Genomic DNA, 18,377 nt, shown 5'->3' with positions numbered 1-18,377 from the left:
TTCCATAGCTGGTCCATATGCAGGGAGGAATAGAGAGAATGGAGTCGTTCCTGAAAAGCAAGCTGTTCCGTTATGGAGTCTGGCTGCTGCTAGGTCTTATTATCCTATATTTTATTTGGCAGCTTCGTCCGATGTTTGCTGTCGTTTATGGATTCTTAAGAGCCATCTTTGCGCCGTTCGTGATCGCCATGATCATCTCCTACGTACTTAATCCAATTGTAAAAATGCTCGGAGGCCGCAAAGTGCCGCGGACAATTGCGGTGCTGCTTATTTATGCCGTGTTCCTGACGAGCCTGTCTGTCGTGCTGATGAATGTGATCCCTATGTTCGTAGAGCAACTCGAGGAATTAGGGGAGCATTTGCCGCAGCTTACGATGCATACGCAGCAATTTATGAGCCGCTTTGATCATGGCATTCTCCCGGGAGGCTTCCGCATGGGTATGAATAACTGGTTCTTCCAGGTGGAGCAGCGTATGGCGACGGCCATTTCCGATTTCCTGAACAATATAGGAACGACCATTAATATCGTGTTCAATGCTTTCATTGTTCCGTTCCTGATCTTCTATATACTTAAGGATTTTGAAGCCTTCGAGCGCATGATTCTGCAATATCTTCCCCGATCCCATCGTAAATCTATCGTGTCTCTGCTCAAAGAGATCGATGAGGCGCTAGGGAACTATATCCGCGGACAACTTCTTGTCTGCGTCATTATCGGCGTGCTGGCTTATATTGGCTATATGATCATTGGCATGCCGTTCGCGCTTCTGCTGGCGGGGGTCGTCGCCGTTTGCAACATCATACCTTATCTGGGACCTTTTCTCGGAGCGGCTCCAGCGATGCTGATGGCGTTAACGATTTCCTGGAAAATGGTGCTGCTCGTCCTGCTCGTCAATACGCTATGTCAAACGATCGAGAGTAACGTGATCTCGCCGCAGGTCGTCGGCAGGACCCTGCATCTTCACCCGATGCTGATTATATTCGCATTGCTCGTCGGTGGTGAAATCGCCGGTGTCCCCGGGCTGATCGTGGCTGTCCCGACATTTGCCGTCGGCAAGGTGATTATCCAGCATTTCTATGCTTATTATGTGAGACGGAAAACAGTGTAGTAAGATTGGTTAAGAATTAGGGGCTGTCTCAAAAGTCGCTCTTCCGACTTGAGAAGCCCCTTTTGCATGCCCTAAAATGTGAAAATCCCCCTGTTCTGGCCGGATCACTCGGACACGGACATCATTGTTCGTTAGCGTTGATTCTGTGGCACCCCGCCCTTGTAACGGACAATGATGTCCATTACAAGGGAAATAGCCGCGAAAAATGGCATTTTTCACTTCTAAGGGTCAAAAGTGTCCGTTAGAGGAGCGCAGTAGTTGTTTTCATGCTCTAACGGACATTTTTGACCGCTAGATCCGTGGAGAGTCCTGACCGTCCGTGTTTGTCTCTTGCGCCGCGCAGGCTTAATAGATGGTACAAGGATTGAAGCCAACGCGATTAAATACTGAGTTTGAGAGGCTTATTGGACAGTCTCTTGATTTTTACAGGTCGGTATGATATATTTACGGTGAGAAATGTGGTAACGGTTCCACATTTCATATTCAAACTAATGAACACAGCTATATTAATAGAGAAGATCGTATATGGTATTGATATGAAACCGATACCATCATATGGATGGGGAGTGATTGTTATAGCTACGATTCGTGATGTGGCGAAGCTGGCGGGGGTATCGGTCTCGACCGTTTCGCGGTATTTGAATAAGAGCGGCTATGTCAATGTTGAGACGGAGAGATCCATCAAAGCTGCTATCGAGAAGCTTGATTATGCACCGAATCAGGTGGCCCGCGGACTTGCTGGCAAGAAGACGAATACGATCGCCTTGATTTTACCTGATATTTCCAACCTGTTCTTCTCGGATTTGGCCCGGGCTGTTGAGGATGTAGCGGCTACCTATGGCTATACCGTTATTTTGGGTAATTCGGATGATCGGGCGGATAAAGAGAAAAGATATATTGAGACACTTAAGAAGAAATATATTGACGGTTTTATATTTGCTTCGCAGACATTTGGGCCGGAGGAAGCGGAAATGTTGACCAAGCTGGGGATTCCATTCGTATGCTTAGACCGCGCTCCTTCCGAGGAGAATGCCAGCGTCGTTAGAACGAAAAACATAGAAGGAGCATCTATGGCCGTCCAGCATCTGTTAGATATCGGCTGCCGGAAGATCGCTCATATTTATGGGCCGCAGCATTTGATTACCGGAAGGGATCGCCTCATCGGTTACGAGAAGTCGGTGCATGCGATGGAATGGTTCACTCCATCATTGCTTGAAGAGGGCGACTTCCGAATTCGCGGCGGGATCAGCGCGACAGAGCGGCTGATGCAGCGTCATCCGGATATTGACGGGATATTTGCCGGCAATGATTTGATGGCGATCGGCGCACTGAAGGCGTTGAGCCGAATGGGCATCAAGGCTGGGGAAGAGGTCGCGATCTGCGGCTATGACGGAATTCAGACGGCGGAGATTACTTCACCGGAGCTGACGACGATTGCCCAGCCGCTGTATGAGATGGGGGCGCTGATCTCGCGTCTGTTAATCAAGAAGATCGAAGGCACGCTGGAGAAAGATCTGACGTATGAGCTGGACGTTAAACTGCTGGCCCGCGGCTCGACCTTGGATTTCTCACCTAGAGCCAAGGCTTAAGCGCGAATCGTCATCGAACTGGCATCTGGCGTAACTAAGCTCTTCAATAAAGCTCAAGAAGGATTGAATGCATATGGATAAAACTAGAGTGGTAGTTATCGGCAGTTTAAATATGGATATTGTTGTGGAGACCGAGCGCTATCCCCAGGTGGGCGAGACTTTGTCGGGTGAGCGGGTTCGCTTCCTTCCTGGCGGCAAAGGCGCGAATCAGGCTGTCGCCGCAGCACGGTTGGGAGCAGAGACAGCGATGATCGGGGCAGTTGGCAGCGACGCCTTCGGTGAGGAGCTTATCCACTCCTTGCAGCAAGACGGCGTCGATGTGGATGGCGTGAAACGCCTGGACGGAGTGACGACAGGGGTCGCTTCGATCTATGTCGCTGAAGGCGATAACAGCATCGTGGTCGTCCCTGGCGCGAATAATCAGGTGGAGCCGGCTGATATCGACCGGCATGAAGCGAAGCTGAAGCAAGCGGACATCGTCTTGCTACAGCTGGAGATTCCGGTAGAGACGGTATTCTATGCAGCGCAGAAGGCCAAAGCGCTCGGCAAGATTGTCGTGCTCAACCCTGCGCCAGCCAAGCCGCTGCCGGATGAATTATTCGCTTATGTTGACTATATTACGCCGAACCGTACCGAGCTTAGCCGCTATTCGGGGCTGGATGCGGAAGGGGAGGCGCTGGAGCCTGCGATGCTTCGCATGAAGGCGAAGGGAGCGGCTCAAGTGATTACGACACTAGGGGAAGCTGGCTCGGCTTATCTTGATGATGAAGGTAAGGCATGCATCATTCCGGGTTATAAAGTGCCGGTGGTAGATACTACAGGAGCGGGGGATTGCTACAATGCCGGTTTGGCCGTATCTATCGCAAGCGGGCGAAGCCTGCGTGAGGCGGTTGACTATGCGGCGATTGTATCCGCACTTGCCGTGACCAAATTCGGCGCCCAGACAGGTATGCCTACTGAAGAGGAAGCAAGAGGTTTCGCAGCAGAACATCAGCAGATAGGGGAATAGACGGACATGAAGAAGATCGGGGTTATCAATAGTGAGCTATCAAGAGTAATCAGTGAGCTGGGGCATACAGATACGATAGTCATTGGCGATAGCGGGCTGCCGATTCCTGTCGGCGTAAGAAGGATCGATTTGGCCTTGAAGAGAGGCGTGCCGGGATATTTGGAGACTCTGGAGACGATTCTGGAGGAATTACAGGTGGAACGCTATACAGTCGCTACTGAGATGAAAGACATCAGTCCAGAGCTGTATCAGGAGACAGAGAAATTGCTGAATCCTGCGCTTGAGGAGACTCTTCCTCATGAGCAGTTCAAGCTAATGATGGGGAAGGCCAAGGCGGTCATTCGGACCGGGGAATTCACTCCTTATGCTAACGTTATTTTGCATGCTGGCGTCGTATTTTGAGCCAGAATAAATTTCAGGAAGAATGGAGGTCATGAAGTTGAACACGCCACTGTTGGAAATGAAGGATATCGACAAGAGCTTCTCTGGTGTAAAAGTGTTGGAGCAGGTCCAGTTCTCACTGGAGGCCGGAGAAGTCCATGCGTTAATGGGCGAGAATGGCGCGGGGAAGTCCACCCTGATGAAGATCCTTAACGGCATTTACTCCAGAGATAACGGGACGGTGCGGATCAAGGGAACGGAGCAATCCATCTCTTCTCCTTCCGCCGCTCAGGAGCTTGGAATCGTGATGATTCACCAGGAATTGAACCTGATTCCGCATCTGACGGTCATGGAGAATATTTTCCTGGGCAGGGAGTTCACCTTCGGCCCAACCCGTTTGATCCGCTGGGTGAAGATGAAGCAGGAATCGGTTCGCTATCTGTCTCAGTTAGGGCTGGAGATTCATCCGGAGACATTGGTTGGGGATTTGTCTGTTGGTCAGCAGCAATTGGTAGAAATTGCGAAAGCGCTTTCGATGAACACGGAAATATTGGTGCTCGATGAGCCTACCGCTGCGCTGACCGACCGGGAGATTGAAGGGTTGTTCCAGGTCATCCTCTCTCTGAAGGAACGGGGAGTAGGCATGATCTACATTTCCCACCGGATGGAGGAAATCTTCCGGATTTGCGACCGGATTACTGTCATGAGGGATGGAAGATACGTGGGCACGGAGGAAGTGGCCCATACCGATATGGATCAAATCGTGAAGATGATGGTGGGACGGGAGATCAAGGACCGTTTCCCGAAGGTAGAGATCGAGTTTGGCGAAGAGAAGCTGAAGGTCGAGAATCTATCGCAAAAAGGGGTTCTGCACGACATCTCCTTCTCGGTCAGAGCTGGCGAAATCGTCGGCATTGCCGGGTTGATGGGGGCAGGGCGGACAGAGCTTGCCAAAGCGCTGTTCGGTGTTACACCCGTCGATAGCGGCCAGATCATCCTGCAGGGCAAGCCAGTTCAGATTCGCAAGCCGATGGATGCGATCCGCGCGGGCTTGGCTTTGGTGACCGAGGACAGGAAGGATGAAGGCTTGATCCTGTCGATGTCCGTTCGCGACAATCTGGGCATGACGAGTTTGGCAGCGGTTTCTAAACTGGGCTTCCTGAACGATACCAAAGAGGATGAGCTCGCGGAATCGATGATCACCAGTCTACGGATCAAGACACCCAACAGCGGTCAAGAGGTTGGCTCGCTTAGCGGAGGTAATCAACAGAAGGTCGTTATCGGCAAATGGCTGGCGACGAAGCCTGAGGTATTCATTCTGGATGAACCGACTCGGGGTGTTGACATCGGTGCCAAGAAAGAAATTTATGATTTGATGAACCGGCTGGCCTCGGAAGGGGTGGCGATCCTGATGATCTCCTCCGAGCTTCCGGAGGTGCTGGGAATGAGCGACCGCATCCTCGTTATGCGTGAAGGGAAATTAACGGGGCATTTTAATAGGGAAGAGGCTACTCAGGAGAAAATAATGAAGTGCGCTACAGGAGGAGGAGAACAGCATGCGAGCTAAAGCGGGAGATGTTCAAAAACAGAAACGGGTCAAGCTGCAAGGGATAGGCTCGCTGATTGGTCTGTTGTTAATTATAGTGGTGCTGGCGATCTCGGCGGATAATTTCTTGACGGTCAAAAATTTGCTAAATGTACTGCGTCAGGTATCGATCAATGCCTTGATTGCCTTCGGTATGACCTTCGTTATCTTAACCGGTGGCATCGATCTGTCGGTCGGTTCCATTCTCGCCTTATCCAGCGCTCTGACAGCAGGGATGATGGCTGGAGGCATGGACACTTGGCTGGCAGTGCTGATCGGACTTGGAGCCGGGCTGATCATGGGGGCTATTAACGGCTTCATCGTGGCTAAAGGCCGGTTGGCTCCATTCATTGTAACGTTGGCTACGATGACGATCTTCCGCGGCTTGACCCTCGTATATACGGACGGGAAGCCGATTACCGGGTTGAACAAGGATTTCGCCTTACTGGGCAAAGGGTATTTTCTGCAAATTCCAACCCCGATTATCTGGATGGTTGTTGCGTTTGCAGTTGTATACATTGTTTTAAAACATACTACCTTCGGACGGCGTGTCTACGCGGTCGGAAGTAACGAGGAGGCGACATGGCTATCCGGGATTAGTACCACTAAAGTGAAAGTGCTGGTCTATTCGATCAGCGGCTTGCTGGCAGCGATCAGCGGCATCGTGTTGACATCGCGGCTTAACTCCGCTCAACCGACGGCAGGTGCTTCTTATGAGCTGGACGCCATCGCGGCGGTCGTGCTCGGCGGAACCAGCTTGTCCGGCGGCAAGGGCTGGGTTGTAGGAACATTGATTGGTGCGGTGATTATCGGCGTACTGAACAATGGTCTGAATTTGCTGAATGTGTCTTCGTTCTATCAACAAGTTGTAAAGGGTCTGGTCATTCTAATTGCAGTGCTTCTCGATCGTTCTAAGAAAAGAACAGCCTAATTCAAAGGTAAAGGGGACTAAAGTACATGAAAAAATTTGCTTTCACATGGACGCTTCTTCTTGCAGCATTTCTGATGCTAACGGCATGTACGACAGGAAATGAAGGCGGCACGGCAGAAAAATCCGGAAACGCCGGTAATGAAGGTAACAAAGGTACAATTAAGATCGGTCTTTCGATCTCAACACAGAACAATCCATTCTTCGTTACCCTAAGACAGGGCGCTGAGAAGGCGGCAAAAGAGATGGGTGCTGATCTGATCGTCGTCGATGCACAGGATGATACCTCCAAGCAAATCGGGGGGATCGAGGATTTGATCCAACAGAAGGTTGACGTGATTCTGATCAACCCGACGGACAGTGATGCGATCGTTACAGCTGTTGAATCGGCGAACAATGCCAATATTCCAGTCATTACGGTTGACCGTGCAGCAAATGGCGGTACAGTGGTATCGCATATCGCTTCCGATAACGTGGCTGGTGGTAAAATGGCCGGCGATTATATTCTCGATGCGCTCGGCGGCAAAGGGAACATCGTTGAATTGCAAGGGATTGCCGGTACTTCGGCAGCACGGGACCGCGGCCAAGGCTTCCATGAAGCGGTCGATGGCAAAGACGGTGTGAAGGTGGTTGCATCTCAGCCAGCGGATTTTGACCGGGCTAAGGGTCTGACCGTTATGGAGAATATTCTGCAGAGCAACAGCGATGTTCAAGCGGTCTTCGCCCATAATGATGAAATGGCGCTCGGTGCCTTGCAAGCGATTGAAGCTGCAGGTAAAACAGGAATCGTCGTGGTCGGCTTCGATGCGACGGATGATGCTGTCAATGCGGTAAATGAAGGTACAATGGCTGCTACAGTAGCACAGAAGCCGGAGCTGATCGGTCAACAAGCGATTGAGACAGCGGTGAAGGTTGCCGGCGGAGAAAAAGTTGATGTGTCGGTTCCAGTTGAATTGGAGCTTGTAACCCAAAAATAGAGATATTTATATAGAGAGACTGTAATTAGAGAAGATGCGAAGGAACCGGATATAAGCAGCTGCTGGAGATGACATCTTGCTTCATACAACAACGCGGCTGTAGTTGAAGGTTCCTTCGCTCTTTTTGAAGCAATAGCAATACCTAGATTCGTTAAAAGTTGGTGGCCTCCATCCGTCGATCAATAACCTTGCCAATGTATCCACTGGAGATATGACTGGGCTAATCAAGCTGCATTGACATAGAGATTACCGCCTTATATACTTATAATATTATGTTTGAGAGCTATGTCTTACATCAGGGGAACTGCTTCCCTGAATATAACATGCAAAGCGTTGATGAAATGAAGTACATCCGCAGACGGATTTAGCAGAGAAGGGTTCCTTCACTCTTGAAATGCCGCTGGAAGGGCATCTGAAGAGTGCTGGCTGGAAGAACCCGAAATACGTGTGGATGGAAAGCTGATTTCGGAGTGTGAGTACAAATTCACCGGCAGATCCCCGTTATCGGATCGACAAGGCGATCGCCAGAAGCTGAAACTATGAAACTTTAGAAGCTCTAGCGATAACCAGGGTGGTACCGCGATCAAATCGTCCCTGAATTTCAGAGGGCGTTTTTTGTTTTTCACATTTCACAATTATTTAACAATAACTGTAGCAAACAAGCCATTCAAAACGTTTATTAATTAGGAGGAGTAGTAATGAAAGCAAGTGAAATCCGCTCTAAATGGCTGGAGTTCTTCGCCAGCAAAGGGCATAAAATTGAACCGAGCGCTTCGCTCGTACCGCATAATGACCCGTCTCTGCTGTGGATCAACGCTGGTATGGCGCCGCTCAAGCCTTATTTCGACGGACGGGTGAAACCGGAGAACCCGCGCATGACCAACTCACAGAAATGTATCCGTACCAATGACATCGAGAATGTGGGCAAGACGCGCCGGCATCATACTTTCTTTGAAATGCTGGGGAACTTCTCCATCGGCGATTATTTCAAGGAAGAAGCGATCACTTGGGCTTGGGAGTTCCTGACTGGCAAGGAGTGGATCGGTTTCGATCCGAACCGCCTGTCGGTAACTGTCTATCCTGAGGACGAAGAAGCTTATAAGCTATGGCATGAGAAGATTGGCCTGCCGGCTGATCATATCGTCAAGCTGGAGGATAACTTCTGGGACATCGGTGAAGGCCCATGTGGGCCTTGTACGGAAATTTTCTATGACCGTGGCGAATCCTATGGGGGGGATGCTTCAGATCCGGAGATGTATCCGGGCGGGGAGAATGAACGTTATCTGGAAGTATGGAATCTCGTATTCTCCCAATTTAATCACAATAAGGACGGCAGCTATACGCCGCTTCCTAACAAGAATATTGATACAGGCGCAGGACTGGAGCGTTTCGCTTCGATTCTGCAGGATGTGGATTCCAACTTCGACACAGACCTGTTCCAGCCTCTGATTCAGGAGACAGCTCGATTGTCCAAGCTGAAATATGGAGTAAATGAAGAGCAGGATGTAGCCTTCAAGGTGATCGCTGACCATATCCGTACCGTTACCTTTGCTGTATCCGATGGGGTGCTGCCTTCTAATGAAGGCCGTGGATATGTTATCCGCCGTTTGCTGCGCCGTGCAGTCCGCTACGGTAAAGTGCTGGGTCTGGACAAGCCGTTCATGTATACGCTGGTGGCTACTGTCGGCGAGGTGATGGGAAGCTACTATCCGGATATCGTGGAGAAGCGTGAATTCATCGAGAAGGTCGTCTATAACGAAGAGGAACGCTTCCATGAGACGCTGACCGAAGGCTTGGCAATCCTTGCTGATATGAGTGCACAAGCCAAGGCGGCAGGAGAGACGGTTATTAATGGAGCGAATGCCTTCAAGCTCTATGATACCTATGGTTTTCCGCTCGATTTGACGGAGGATTTCGCACTGGAGCACGGCCTGACTGTAGACCGTGAGGGCTTCGAAGCCGCGATGGAGGAGCAGCGTGAACGTGCCCGTTCGGCTCGTCATGACGGGGCAAGCATGAATATTCAGGGGGGCGTTCTCCCCGACTTCACGACTAAATCGGAGTTCGTTGGATATAATGAGCTTAATGTTACAACTAAAATTGTGGCGATCATATTCGAGGATGCATTTGTCGATGGATTGTCCGCAGGGCAGACCGGCCAGATTATTCTGGAGAAGACGCCTTTCTATGCAGAAAGCGGCGGACAGGTTAGCGATGTAGGGATCATCTCCAATGGTTCGGCAAGCGCGGAAGTACAAGGATTATTCAAGGCTCCGCGCGGTCAGCATGTACATCATGTATCGGTGCAATCCGGTGAGCTACGCGTTGGCGCTGAAGTGAAGGCCGAGGTTAACCAAGAGCTGCGCAGGGATATCGTTAAGAACCACACAGCTACTCACTTGCTTCATAAAGCACTCAAAGAGACGCTTGGCGATCATGTCAATCAAGCAGGCTCCCTGGTAGAACCGCAACGGCTGCGCTTCGACTTCTCCCATTTGGGCAGCATTAGCGCGGAGGAGCTTGCTGTAATCGAACGCCGAGTTAATGAGCAAATCTGGAATGCGCTGGATATCGTCATTGAGCAAATGCCGATCGATGAAGCTAGAGCGCTGGGCGCAATGGCCCTGTTCGGCGAGAAATACGGCGATATCGTTCGCGTAGTAAAAGCAGGCGACTACAGCCTGGAGCTATGTGGTGGCTGTCATGTCAATAACACCTCGGAGATCAGCTTGTTCAAGCTGATTAGCGAGAGCGGGATCGGTTCGGGGGTACGCCGGATCGAAGCGGTAACTGGACGCGGTGCCTATCTGTTCATGGAAGATCAGCTCGATTTGCTGAAGCAGGCCGCTGGATTGTTGAAGTCGAACATCAATGATGTTCCGAAGCGGGTTGAAGGTCTGCAGCATCAGTATAAGGAGCTTGAGCGCGAGAATGAATCGCTGCAGAGCAAACTGAGCTCGATCGAGGCAGGAGCATTAACCAGTCAGGTCGTAACGATCGGCGAGACCAAGCTGCTTGCTGCACGAGTAGAGGCTGGTAGCATGGAGGCGCTGCGCAGTCTGGCAGATGAGCTGAAGAGCAAGCTCCCGGATGCCGTGCTTGTACTTGGGGCGCCGATGCAGGATAAAATTAATTTTGTGGTTGTCGTACCACAATCGGAAGTGAAGCGCGGGCTGCATGCCGGCAAATTGGTCAAGGAAGTCGCTGCGGTATGCGGCGGTGGCGGTGGCGGTCGCCCGGATATGGCCCAAGCCGGCGGCAAGGATGCTTCCAAATTGGAGGAAGCCCTGAAAGTGGCAGAAGAATGGATCGTTTCCCAGGCGTAAAGACCTAATTCATGTTGGTTGACTTTAAGTTCAGCCAACTATGCCTGGGGGGCTATTAATTCGGTTGAATGTTTACTTATGGAGCCCGTGATGTGATATAGTAAGATTAGATCAAGACGATTAAGGCAGATGGTGGATGTCTGAGGAAGCGAGGTGTCGTCATGGACTCCATGGATAAAACCGTCAAGTTTAACGTAACAGGTGATGAACAGCAAGCGTCGGCAGAGGACATTCTTCTGGCGGTATATGAGGCGCTTCAGGAGAAGGATTACAATCCGATCAACCAGATTGTCGGGTATTTGCTGTCGGGTGATCCGGCGTACATACCACGGCATAATAATGCAAGAAGCCTGGTTCGCAAGAAAGAGCGCGACGAGCTGATTGAGGAACTGGTAAGATACTACCTGGCTGGTCATCGTTAGGAGATGTCATGAAAATTCTAGGTCTTGATTACGGGGATGCCCGGATCGGAGTTGCCATCAGCGATGAGCTGGGTTGGACCGCCCAGGGGCTCGAAGTAATTGAGCGCCGTAGGGAAGGGGCTGACCTGGAGCGGATTGCCGAGCTAGTACAGCGGCATGAGGTTGAAGAAGTCGTTGTCGGTCTTCCGAAGAACATGAATGGTACCATCGGCCCCCGTGGTGAAATATGCAAGGCCTTTGCGGAGCAACTGCATGACATGTTGCAGATGCCTGTACATCTGTGGGATGAACGTCTGACTACGGTTTCAGCGCATCGAACGCTGATCGAAGCGGATGTGAGCAGGAAGAAACGCAAGGGAGTCGTGGACAAAATGGCCGCGAGCTTGATTCTGCAAAATTATTTGGACTCTAAGAGTAAAAAGTGAGGGTGATCGCTATGTCTAAAGATCGTATTGGCTATGAAGAAGAACCGGAAATTATTTATATCCCCAATGAAGAGGGAAATGAGGAAGAATTCGAAGTTATTATGAAGTTCGAAGTTGACGGTTCCGACGCCAAGTATATGATGGTCGTTCCTTTGGATTCCGAAGACCATGATGATGATGAAGAGAGCGAAGAAGTATATGCGTTCCGCTACGAGGAAGACGGCGATGACCTTAAACTGTACACGATTGAGAGCGATGAAGAGTGGGAAATCGTAGAGGAGACCTTCAATACCCTCATTGATGAATTCGATGGGGAGGACAACGATGACTGATTTCTCAGCGGATAAGGCAGTGTGGGCGTCGCGCGTTCGCGACGCTTACGGTGCTATCGTCGAGCTTCAGGATGAACAAGGCAAGGGGTCCTATTATACGGTCGAGAATGAATTTGATGTAGCGGGGGCGTCTTATGCTGCGCTTCGCCCCGAGCGGGGCTCGTCTGAAGATGAGCCGGAGCTGTTCAGAATTATTCAAGCCGATGATGGTTCACTTGAATTGGTCACGATTGAAGATGATGAGGAATGGGAGAATGTGTCCGAGCTGTACGGTGAACTTACGTTCCCGGAATAAGCTTGCTGGAACTACCTCTGAAGCAACCTCTTGAATGACGATCGATTGTGTTATATCTTGTGAGACTTATATAAATTAGCATAAGGGCGGGAAAACCGCTCTTTTTGCTGTAAAGGAGTGGGCTATGAAGACAGCGTTGAAGTGGTTCCTCGCATTTCTACTGATTATCATCCTTGCAGTAGGTGCGGGCGGTGCTTATATTTATTTTGGCATACAGCCGGTGAAGGCTTCGGAAGAAGCGGTGAGAATCACCATCGAGCCGGGCATGCGGACGAACAGCATAGCTAATGCTCTGGAGCAGCATGGACTTATCAAGAACGCCTTTCTGTTCAAATCCTATTTAAAGCTGAAATCCGAAGGCAGCCATTTCCAGGCGGGAACGTATGACATCCATCCCGGGGTGGATTATGATGAGATTATCGCCAAGCTGAATAGTGGGGATGTCGTTAAAGCCGAGATGCTCCGTTTTACCATACCTGAAGGCTATACCGTGAAGCAGATGGCCGAGGCTCTCTCCGAGCAGGGGCTTGTGAAGGAGGATACCTTCCTGCAAATCGCCAAGTCGGCGGCTGGGATCGATAGTCCGCTGCTCGCTGATGTCCCCGATAGCGCGGAGCTGAAATTCAGACTGGAAGGCTATCTCTTCCCTGAGACGTATGAATTGAAGAAGGACAGCACGGAGCTGGACATTATCAGCCGGATGATCGCGGAGACAGAGAGCCGTCTGCACAAAATTCCTGATTATGAGCAGAAGCTGAAGAAGAGCGGACTGAGCTTGAACGAGATAATGACGGTGGCTTCACTTGTAGAGCGCGAGGTTGTCGTAGATTCGGAGCGCAGCGCGGTGGCTGGAGTGATCTATAATCGTCTGGATAAGGGGATGAAGCTGGAAATCGATGCTACCGTGCAATTTTTGCTGGATAAACCGAAGGAACGGCTGATGAATTCGGACTTAAGGAAGGTGGACAGCCCTTATAATACTTATTTGTATGAGGGATTGCCTCCTGGACCGATCGCTGCCCCGAGCTTGAAATCCATTGAGGCGGCGCTTGCGCCGGAGACCTCGGAATATTTATTCTATGTAACGAAGAAGGATGGGAGCGGCGAGCACTTATTCGCCAAGACCTACAAAGAGCATTTAAAGAATATCGAGAAAAGTAAAGCTACAGCTAAATAACTGAGGTGTATAAGATGGGTAAAAAACCGGAATTGCTTGTTCCCGCAGGCTCCCTTGTGGAGCTGCAGGCATATCTTGACTGCGGAGCGGATGCTTTCCTCATTGGCGAGGATAAATACGGCATGCGGCTGCCAGGTAATTTTACACCTGCTGAGATTGCTGAAGCTGTCAAGATAGCGCATGCGCGCGGAGCTAAAGTATATGCTTGTGTCAACAATTTGGTGAGCAATGAGCTGCTGGAGGATCTGCAGGATTACATGAAGCAGCTTGCCGCTGCAGGCGTGGATGGTGTAGAATTCGGAGATCCGGCGGTGCTGCAGATCGCCAAGCAGGTGGCTCCGCAGCTAAGTCTGCATTGGAATGCGGAGATGACTTCAACCAATTATTCGACAGCGAACTATTGGGGAAGCAAGGGGGCTAGCCGTGTCGTCCTGGCCCGTGAGCTAAATATGGACGAAATTACGGAAATGCAGCCGCATTTGGAGATTGAGTCCGAGGTACAGGTGCATGGGATGACTAATATTTATCATTCCAAGCGCAGTCTGGTCCGTAACTACATGGCACATCAGGGACGAGTCATCGGAGAGAATGAGTCCGTAGGCAAGGAACGCGGGCTGTTCCTGATCGAGGCGGAGCGGCAGGAAGAGAAGTTTCCGATTTACGAGGACTGCAATGGAACTCATATTATGAGCTCTGACGATATCTGCATTCTTGAAGATTTGCATATGCTGCTTGCGGCAGATGTAGATAGTATGAAGATTGAGACGATTCTCAAGCCGATGAGCTATAATGAGATAGTCATTCGCGTCTATCGTCAGGCGATCGACACTTATTTCGCCGATCCGGAAGCCTATGAATTCGATGAGGCGTGGATCGAGGCGATCCGCCAGGTTCAAGATCCGGAGCGAGAGTTGTCGTTTGGTTTTTTCTATAAAGAACAAGTATATTAACTTTTATCGGTGCTGAAACCGGATTTTTTGAACAGGCCATTTAATGATTATAAATTTCTAGAGGTGAACGAACAGATGCAAACTGCGGGGAAACATATACGTAAATATACCGGCAAGCGATACCGTTTGGAGAAGCCAGAGCTGCTGGCTCCGGCAGGGAACCTCGAGAAATTGAAATTCGCAGTCCACTATGGGGCTGATGCTGTCTATATCGGGGGTCAGAAATACGGCCTTCGCTCAGGAGCCGACAATTTCAGTCTGGAGGAAATGCGCGAGGGTGTAGAATTTGCCAAAAAATATGGGGCGAAGGTGTTCGTCGCTACGAATATATATGCGCATAATGAGGATTTAGCCGGGATTGAGGCTTATCTGCGCGACCTGCATTCCGTTGGAATCGCAGCGATTATCGTCGCCGATCCCATCATTATCGATACGGCTCGCCGTGTGGTGCCTGAGCTTGAGGTCCATCTCAGCACGCAGCAGTCGACCGTGAATTGGCAGGCGGTTCAGTTCTGGAAGGAAGAAGGGCTGCCACGCGTCGTGCTGGGACGGGAGACTAGCCTGGAGGAGATCGAAGAGATCAAGCAGCATGTCGATGTTGAAATCGAAGCCTTCATCCACGGGGCGATGTGTTCGTCTTATTCCGGACGCTGTGTACTGTCCAATCATTTCACAGATCGCGATTCCAACCGGGGTGGATGCTGTCAGTCCTGCCGTTGGAAATATGATCTGTTCGAGGATGCTAGACCGGCTGAGGCCTGGATTTCGGAGGAGGAGGCCAGAGACAATTCTGTGCTGCGCCAATTCCAGCTTGGTGTGAACCAATTGCCGCTCTTCAATGAAGAGGATAATTCTTTTACGATGGGCTCCAAGGATTTGTGCATGATTGAGCATATTCCGGATCTGATCGATGTCGGCGTGGATAGCTTCAAGATCGAAGGCCGGATGAAGTCGATTCACTATGTGGCGACGGTCGTGAATGTCTATCGCCAGGCAATCGATGCCTATATGGCAGATCCGGATAACTATGTGCTGAAGCAGGAATGGCTGGAGGAGATACAGAAGGCAGCGAACCGTCCGGTAAATACAGGCTTCTTCTACGATGTGCCGGACCATGAGGATCATATCTATGAGCCGGAAGAGAAGGCGATGCCTTATGATTTCGCCGGTCTGGTGATGGAATATGATCAAGCCACCGGAATCGCCGTGATCCAGCAGCGCAATCATTTCAAGCCGGGACAGGAAATCGAGTTCTTCGGGCCCAAGGGCACCTTCTTCAAGCAGACCGTGGGCAAGATCTGGGACGAGCAGGGCAATGAGCTGGATGCAGCCCGCCACCCGTTACAGAGGATTAAGATGAAGGTAGACCATCCCGTATCCTATTTCGATATGATGCGCAAGAAGAAATAAACTATAAATGTGAAAATAGAATCGTATTACAGGGCTTTTTTCGTATAGGACGAAAGGCCCTTTTTTTATGGAAAGTGATAAAATTCAACAATATTCAATAAAAATCCACTTCTAATATACCGATACATATAGGAGTATGACATTGTTTGTCGAATAGACTAAGAATGCAGACGATGTTGGTAGTAAACGGCAGGAGGCATGACCTCTCTCCTAGTTTACAGCATACAATTATTATGAGCGGTGGGTGATTGACATGGGTCTGGTTCCGAAGAAGGAGAGCCAAACAGCTGACAACAAGAACAGACAGAAGAAGCAAACTAAATCAAGTGAGAAACAAAGTGGGAACAAGAAGCTTATTTCAAGTTGGAAAGGCAAAATAATAGATCATCTTCCAACCCAAATAAATCCTTCTAAATCTGTGGGTGTTCGTCTGTTTCTTATTTTCTTCGTGGCGATTATGTTCTTCGTACTAGCTATCGGACTATTGTCCTATCAAATGGCGAAGTCGACTATCCAGAAAAATGCCGAGAACTCTAATTTGCAAACGATTGTGCAGACTTCACAGAAGCTGGACATCATCCTACAGAAGTATGAAGAGAATCTGCAACAGACATTCCTGGACAATGAGATGCAGAAAGCTATTATGAACGCGTCAATGTCCAAGGGATCGGAATATGATCGCTTTACGACGATCAATGATATCCGGAATCGATTAAATTCACTGGTCTATTCAAGCAAAGGTGTTGAAGCAGTATACATGATGAGCGTGGATGGAAGCACGGATGATATTTCTACCGGCGGCTCCAACCCAACCTTCATTGATGATGCGCGTAAAGAAGCTTGGTTTGATGAAATGTCCAAGGCTGTAGGAACCCGTTGGATCAACGTACCGGAGAAGAGCAATGGCAAGTCCATCGTCCGGCTGGTTCGTTCCTTATCCAGTGTCACGACTTCCAAGCGCTTCGTGCTAGTGGAGGACCTCAATGTAGATGTATTGGAGAGCTACTTGAAGGAAATTAACTTCGGGGCGAACTCCAAGCTTCAAATTGTCAACAAAGATAATATTGTGGTCGGTTCTTCGGTTAATGAAGAGGCTACAACTAAGTCAGAATATGATTTGTCCAAAGCCGGAGCCGAGCTAAACGGAAGTTTACGTACTAGGGATGCTAACGGGAATTCAGTATTGGCAGTATTTAATGACTTTAGTGCTGCAGACTGGAGACTTGTAGGGACGGTCAGCACCGCCGAGCTCGTGAAGGATGCCAAGGGAATCCTGGTCACAACATACATAGCGGCAGCTGTCGTAGCTCTGATCACGATCCTACTTGCCATGTGGATGGTCAGAATGATTGCGCATCCGCTTGCCCAATTGAAGAATTTGATGGAGGAAGGCTCCAAGGGGAACCTTAATGTGCGCCTGAAGGCGAAATCCCAGGATGAAATCGGTCAGCTGACGAACAGCTTCAACGTGATGATGGAGCAGATCACGGGACTGGTGAAGCAGACGAATCATTCGGCTAAGGATGTGCTGGATACTGCGACTGAATTGACGCAGGCTTCTAATAAAACAGCCATCTCCGCGAAGGAGATCGCTATTGCCACCGAGGAAATTGCCAATGGAGCAACCAGCTTGGCCAATGAGGCAGAGCGTGGCAATGAGCTAACAGAGAATATTTCCAAACAGATGGAACAGGTTGTCCTTGCTAATAAACAAATGGAGACAGCAGCCCATCAAGTAGAGAAATCCAGTCAGCAGGGTACGGTCTACCTGAACGGACTGCTCGATAAGACGAATACAACGGTGGATATTGTTAACTCCTTGACTGAGAAAGTAGATGCATTGAAATCGAGTACATCCTCCGTTATGAAAGTGCTGGAGGTTATGCAGAATATTACGCAGCAGACGAATATCCTGTCCTTGAATGCAACGATTGAGGCAGCTCGTGCTGGCGCGGCAGGGCGCGGCTTCATGGTGGTTGCAGATGAGATCCGTCAGCTCGCCGACCAATCCCGTCAATCCATCACGATGGTTGGGGAGATCACGGACAACATCCAGCAAGAGATGAACGAGACGGTACAGGCCTTATCCGATGCAAGCCCGCTGTTCCAGCAGCAGATCAGCTCCGTAAAGGAAACGAGCCAGATCTTTGTCTCCGTTCAACAGCAAATGGAGGGCTTCGTGAAGCAAATTGAAATGGTGACGGCTTCGATCGATGAGCTGAATGAATCACAGAACGTCCTCTCCGAAGCGATGGGCAATGTAAGCGCCGTGGCGCAGCAGTCTTCGGCAACCTCTGAGGAAGTGGCTTCGCTCAGTAGCGAGCAGCAGACGGTTGGTGAGCAGCTGGTACAGCTCTCTGACAAGCTGGAGAATGTCTCGAACGGCTTGAAGGAATCTTTGGCCAGATTTACAGTATAAACGTTAAGATGAAGCATAGAACTGTCTCAAGTAGAAGATACTTGGG

Annotated in this window: 16 protein-coding genes; all 16 read left to right on the top strand. The window is 50.0% G+C overall.

The features are described 5' to 3' along the window. Window positions 1-38 precede the first annotated feature (38 nt). The 16 genes from BFJ94_RS13040 (at window position 39) to BFJ94_RS12965 (ending at window position 18,331) form a co-directional block, all read left to right on the top strand. On the top strand, window positions 39-1,106 hold the full coding sequence (locus tag BFJ94_RS13040) for an AI-2E family transporter (protein ID WP_120463058.1): 1,068 nt from the start codon (window positions 39-41) through the stop codon (window positions 1,104-1,106). A 575-nt stretch (window positions 1,107-1,681) separates the two neighbouring features. Beyond that, window positions 1,682-2,695 (top strand): LacI family DNA-binding transcriptional regulator, encoded by a 1,014-nt coding sequence (locus BFJ94_RS13035; RefSeq protein ID WP_162944413.1) that lies wholly within the window; start codon window positions 1,682-1,684, stop codon window positions 2,693-2,695. 73 nt (window positions 2,696-2,768) lie between these two features. Then, window positions 2,769-3,704, top strand: coding sequence for a ribokinase (rbsK, locus tag BFJ94_RS13030; protein ID WP_120463057.1), 936 nt, complete (start codon window positions 2,769-2,771; stop codon window positions 3,702-3,704). Window positions 3,705-3,710: 6 nt separating this feature from the next. Beyond that, entirely contained in the window at window positions 3,711-4,106 is a 396-nt protein-coding gene (rbsD, locus tag BFJ94_RS13025) for a D-ribose pyranase (RefSeq protein ID WP_120463056.1), read from the top strand. Window positions 4,107-4,143: 37 nt separating this feature from the next. Next, entirely contained in the window at window positions 4,144-5,652 is a 1,509-nt protein-coding gene (locus BFJ94_RS13020) for a sugar ABC transporter ATP-binding protein (RefSeq protein WP_120465225.1), read from the top strand. Continuing rightward, the gene (locus tag BFJ94_RS13015) at window positions 5,642-6,601 is read left to right on the top strand and encodes an ABC transporter permease (protein WP_120463055.1); all 960 of its coding nucleotides are present in this window, start codon (window positions 5,642-5,644) and stop codon (window positions 6,599-6,601) included. The genes BFJ94_RS13020 and BFJ94_RS13015 overlap by 11 nt, the downstream gene beginning before the upstream one ends. A gap of 26 nt (window positions 6,602-6,627) precedes the next feature. Then, a complete protein-coding gene (gene rbsB / locus BFJ94_RS13010) occupies window positions 6,628-7,575 on the top strand; it encodes a ribose ABC transporter substrate-binding protein RbsB (RefSeq protein ID WP_120463054.1) in 948 nt (315 codons plus the stop codon). Between the two features lie 698 nt (window positions 7,576-8,273). Next, window positions 8,274-10,901, top strand: coding sequence for an alanine--tRNA ligase (gene alaS, locus BFJ94_RS13005; protein WP_120463053.1), 2,628 nt, complete (start codon window positions 8,274-8,276; stop codon window positions 10,899-10,901). A 161-nt stretch (window positions 10,902-11,062) separates the two neighbouring features. After that, complete coding sequence (locus BFJ94_RS13000) at window positions 11,063-11,323, top strand: IreB family regulatory phosphoprotein (RefSeq protein WP_120463052.1); 261 nt, start codon at window positions 11,063-11,065, stop codon at window positions 11,321-11,323. A gap of 8 nt (window positions 11,324-11,331) precedes the next feature. After that, complete coding sequence (ruvX, locus tag BFJ94_RS12995) at window positions 11,332-11,748, top strand: Holliday junction resolvase RuvX (RefSeq protein WP_120463051.1); 417 nt, start codon at window positions 11,332-11,334, stop codon at window positions 11,746-11,748. Between the two features lie 11 nt (window positions 11,749-11,759). Further along, window positions 11,760-12,080, top strand: a complete 321-nt coding sequence (locus BFJ94_RS12990; RefSeq protein WP_120465224.1) for a DUF1292 domain-containing protein — start codon at window positions 11,760-11,762, stop codon at window positions 12,078-12,080. Continuing rightward, window positions 12,073-12,375, top strand: a complete 303-nt coding sequence (locus tag BFJ94_RS12985) for a DUF1292 domain-containing protein (RefSeq protein WP_120463050.1) — start codon at window positions 12,073-12,075, stop codon at window positions 12,373-12,375. Before BFJ94_RS12990 ends, BFJ94_RS12985 begins: the two co-directional genes overlap by 8 nt. Window positions 12,376-12,499: 124 nt before the next feature. Beyond that, on the top strand, window positions 12,500-13,552 hold the full coding sequence (gene mltG / locus BFJ94_RS12980; RefSeq protein ID WP_120463049.1) for an endolytic transglycosylase MltG: 1,053 nt from the start codon (window positions 12,500-12,502) through the stop codon (window positions 13,550-13,552). Window positions 13,553-13,566: 14 nt separating this feature from the next. Further along, on the top strand, window positions 13,567-14,502 hold the full coding sequence (locus tag BFJ94_RS12975) for a peptidase U32 family protein (protein ID WP_120463048.1): 936 nt from the start codon (window positions 13,567-13,569) through the stop codon (window positions 14,500-14,502). 75 nt (window positions 14,503-14,577) lie between these two features. Further along, complete coding sequence (locus tag BFJ94_RS12970; protein WP_120463047.1) at window positions 14,578-15,912, top strand: peptidase U32 family protein; 1,335 nt, start codon at window positions 14,578-14,580, stop codon at window positions 15,910-15,912. Window positions 15,913-16,165: 253 nt separating this feature from the next. After that, window positions 16,166-18,331: a methyl-accepting chemotaxis protein gene (locus tag BFJ94_RS12965; RefSeq protein ID WP_120463046.1), complete on the top strand. Its 2,166-nt coding sequence runs from the start codon at window positions 16,166-16,168 to the stop codon at window positions 18,329-18,331. Window positions 18,332-18,377: the final 46 nt, after the last annotated feature.

The sequence above is a fragment of the Paenibacillus aceti genome, from assembly GCF_003614185.1.
Lineage (GTDB): Bacteria > Bacillota > Bacilli > Paenibacillales > Paenibacillaceae > Fontibacillus > Fontibacillus aceti.
Note: the sequence above shows the minus strand (reverse complement) of the source record. Positions and strands in the feature narration are given on the sequence as shown.

Excerpts from the sequence above, each read along its gene's own strand:
- rbsB (WP_120463054.1), top strand. The coding sequence starts at position 6,628 with ATGAAAAAATTTGCTTTCACATGGACGCTTCTTCTTGCAGCATTTCTG.
- BFJ94_RS12975 (WP_120463048.1), top strand. The coding sequence starts at position 13,567 with ATGGGTAAAAAACCGGAATTGCTTGTTCCCGCAGGCTCCCTTGTGGAG.
- rbsD (WP_120463056.1), top strand. The coding sequence starts at position 3,711 with ATGAAGAAGATCGGGGTTATCAATAGTGAGCTATCAAGAGTAATCAGT.
- BFJ94_RS13040 (WP_120463058.1), top strand. The coding sequence starts at position 39 with ATGGAGTCGTTCCTGAAAAGCAAGCTGTTCCGTTATGGAGTCTGGCTG.
- BFJ94_RS12965 (WP_120463046.1), top strand. The coding sequence starts at position 16,166 with ATGGGTCTGGTTCCGAAGAAGGAGAGCCAAACAGCTGACAACAAGAAC.
- BFJ94_RS12990 (WP_120465224.1), top strand. The coding sequence starts at position 11,760 with ATGTCTAAAGATCGTATTGGCTATGAAGAAGAACCGGAAATTATTTAT.
- rbsK (WP_120463057.1), top strand. The coding sequence starts at position 2,769 with ATGGATAAAACTAGAGTGGTAGTTATCGGCAGTTTAAATATGGATATT.
- alaS (WP_120463053.1), top strand. The coding sequence starts at position 8,274 with ATGAAAGCAAGTGAAATCCGCTCTAAATGGCTGGAGTTCTTCGCCAGC.
- mltG (WP_120463049.1), top strand. The coding sequence starts at position 12,500 with ATGAAGACAGCGTTGAAGTGGTTCCTCGCATTTCTACTGATTATCATC.
- ruvX (WP_120463051.1), top strand. The coding sequence starts at position 11,332 with ATGAAAATTCTAGGTCTTGATTACGGGGATGCCCGGATCGGAGTTGCC.
- BFJ94_RS13000 (WP_120463052.1), top strand. The coding sequence starts at position 11,063 with ATGGACTCCATGGATAAAACCGTCAAGTTTAACGTAACAGGTGATGAA.
- BFJ94_RS13015 (WP_120463055.1), top strand. The coding sequence starts at position 5,642 with ATGCGAGCTAAAGCGGGAGATGTTCAAAAACAGAAACGGGTCAAGCTG.
- BFJ94_RS12985 (WP_120463050.1), top strand. The coding sequence starts at position 12,073 with ATGACTGATTTCTCAGCGGATAAGGCAGTGTGGGCGTCGCGCGTTCGC.
- BFJ94_RS12970 (WP_120463047.1), top strand. The coding sequence starts at position 14,578 with ATGCAAACTGCGGGGAAACATATACGTAAATATACCGGCAAGCGATAC.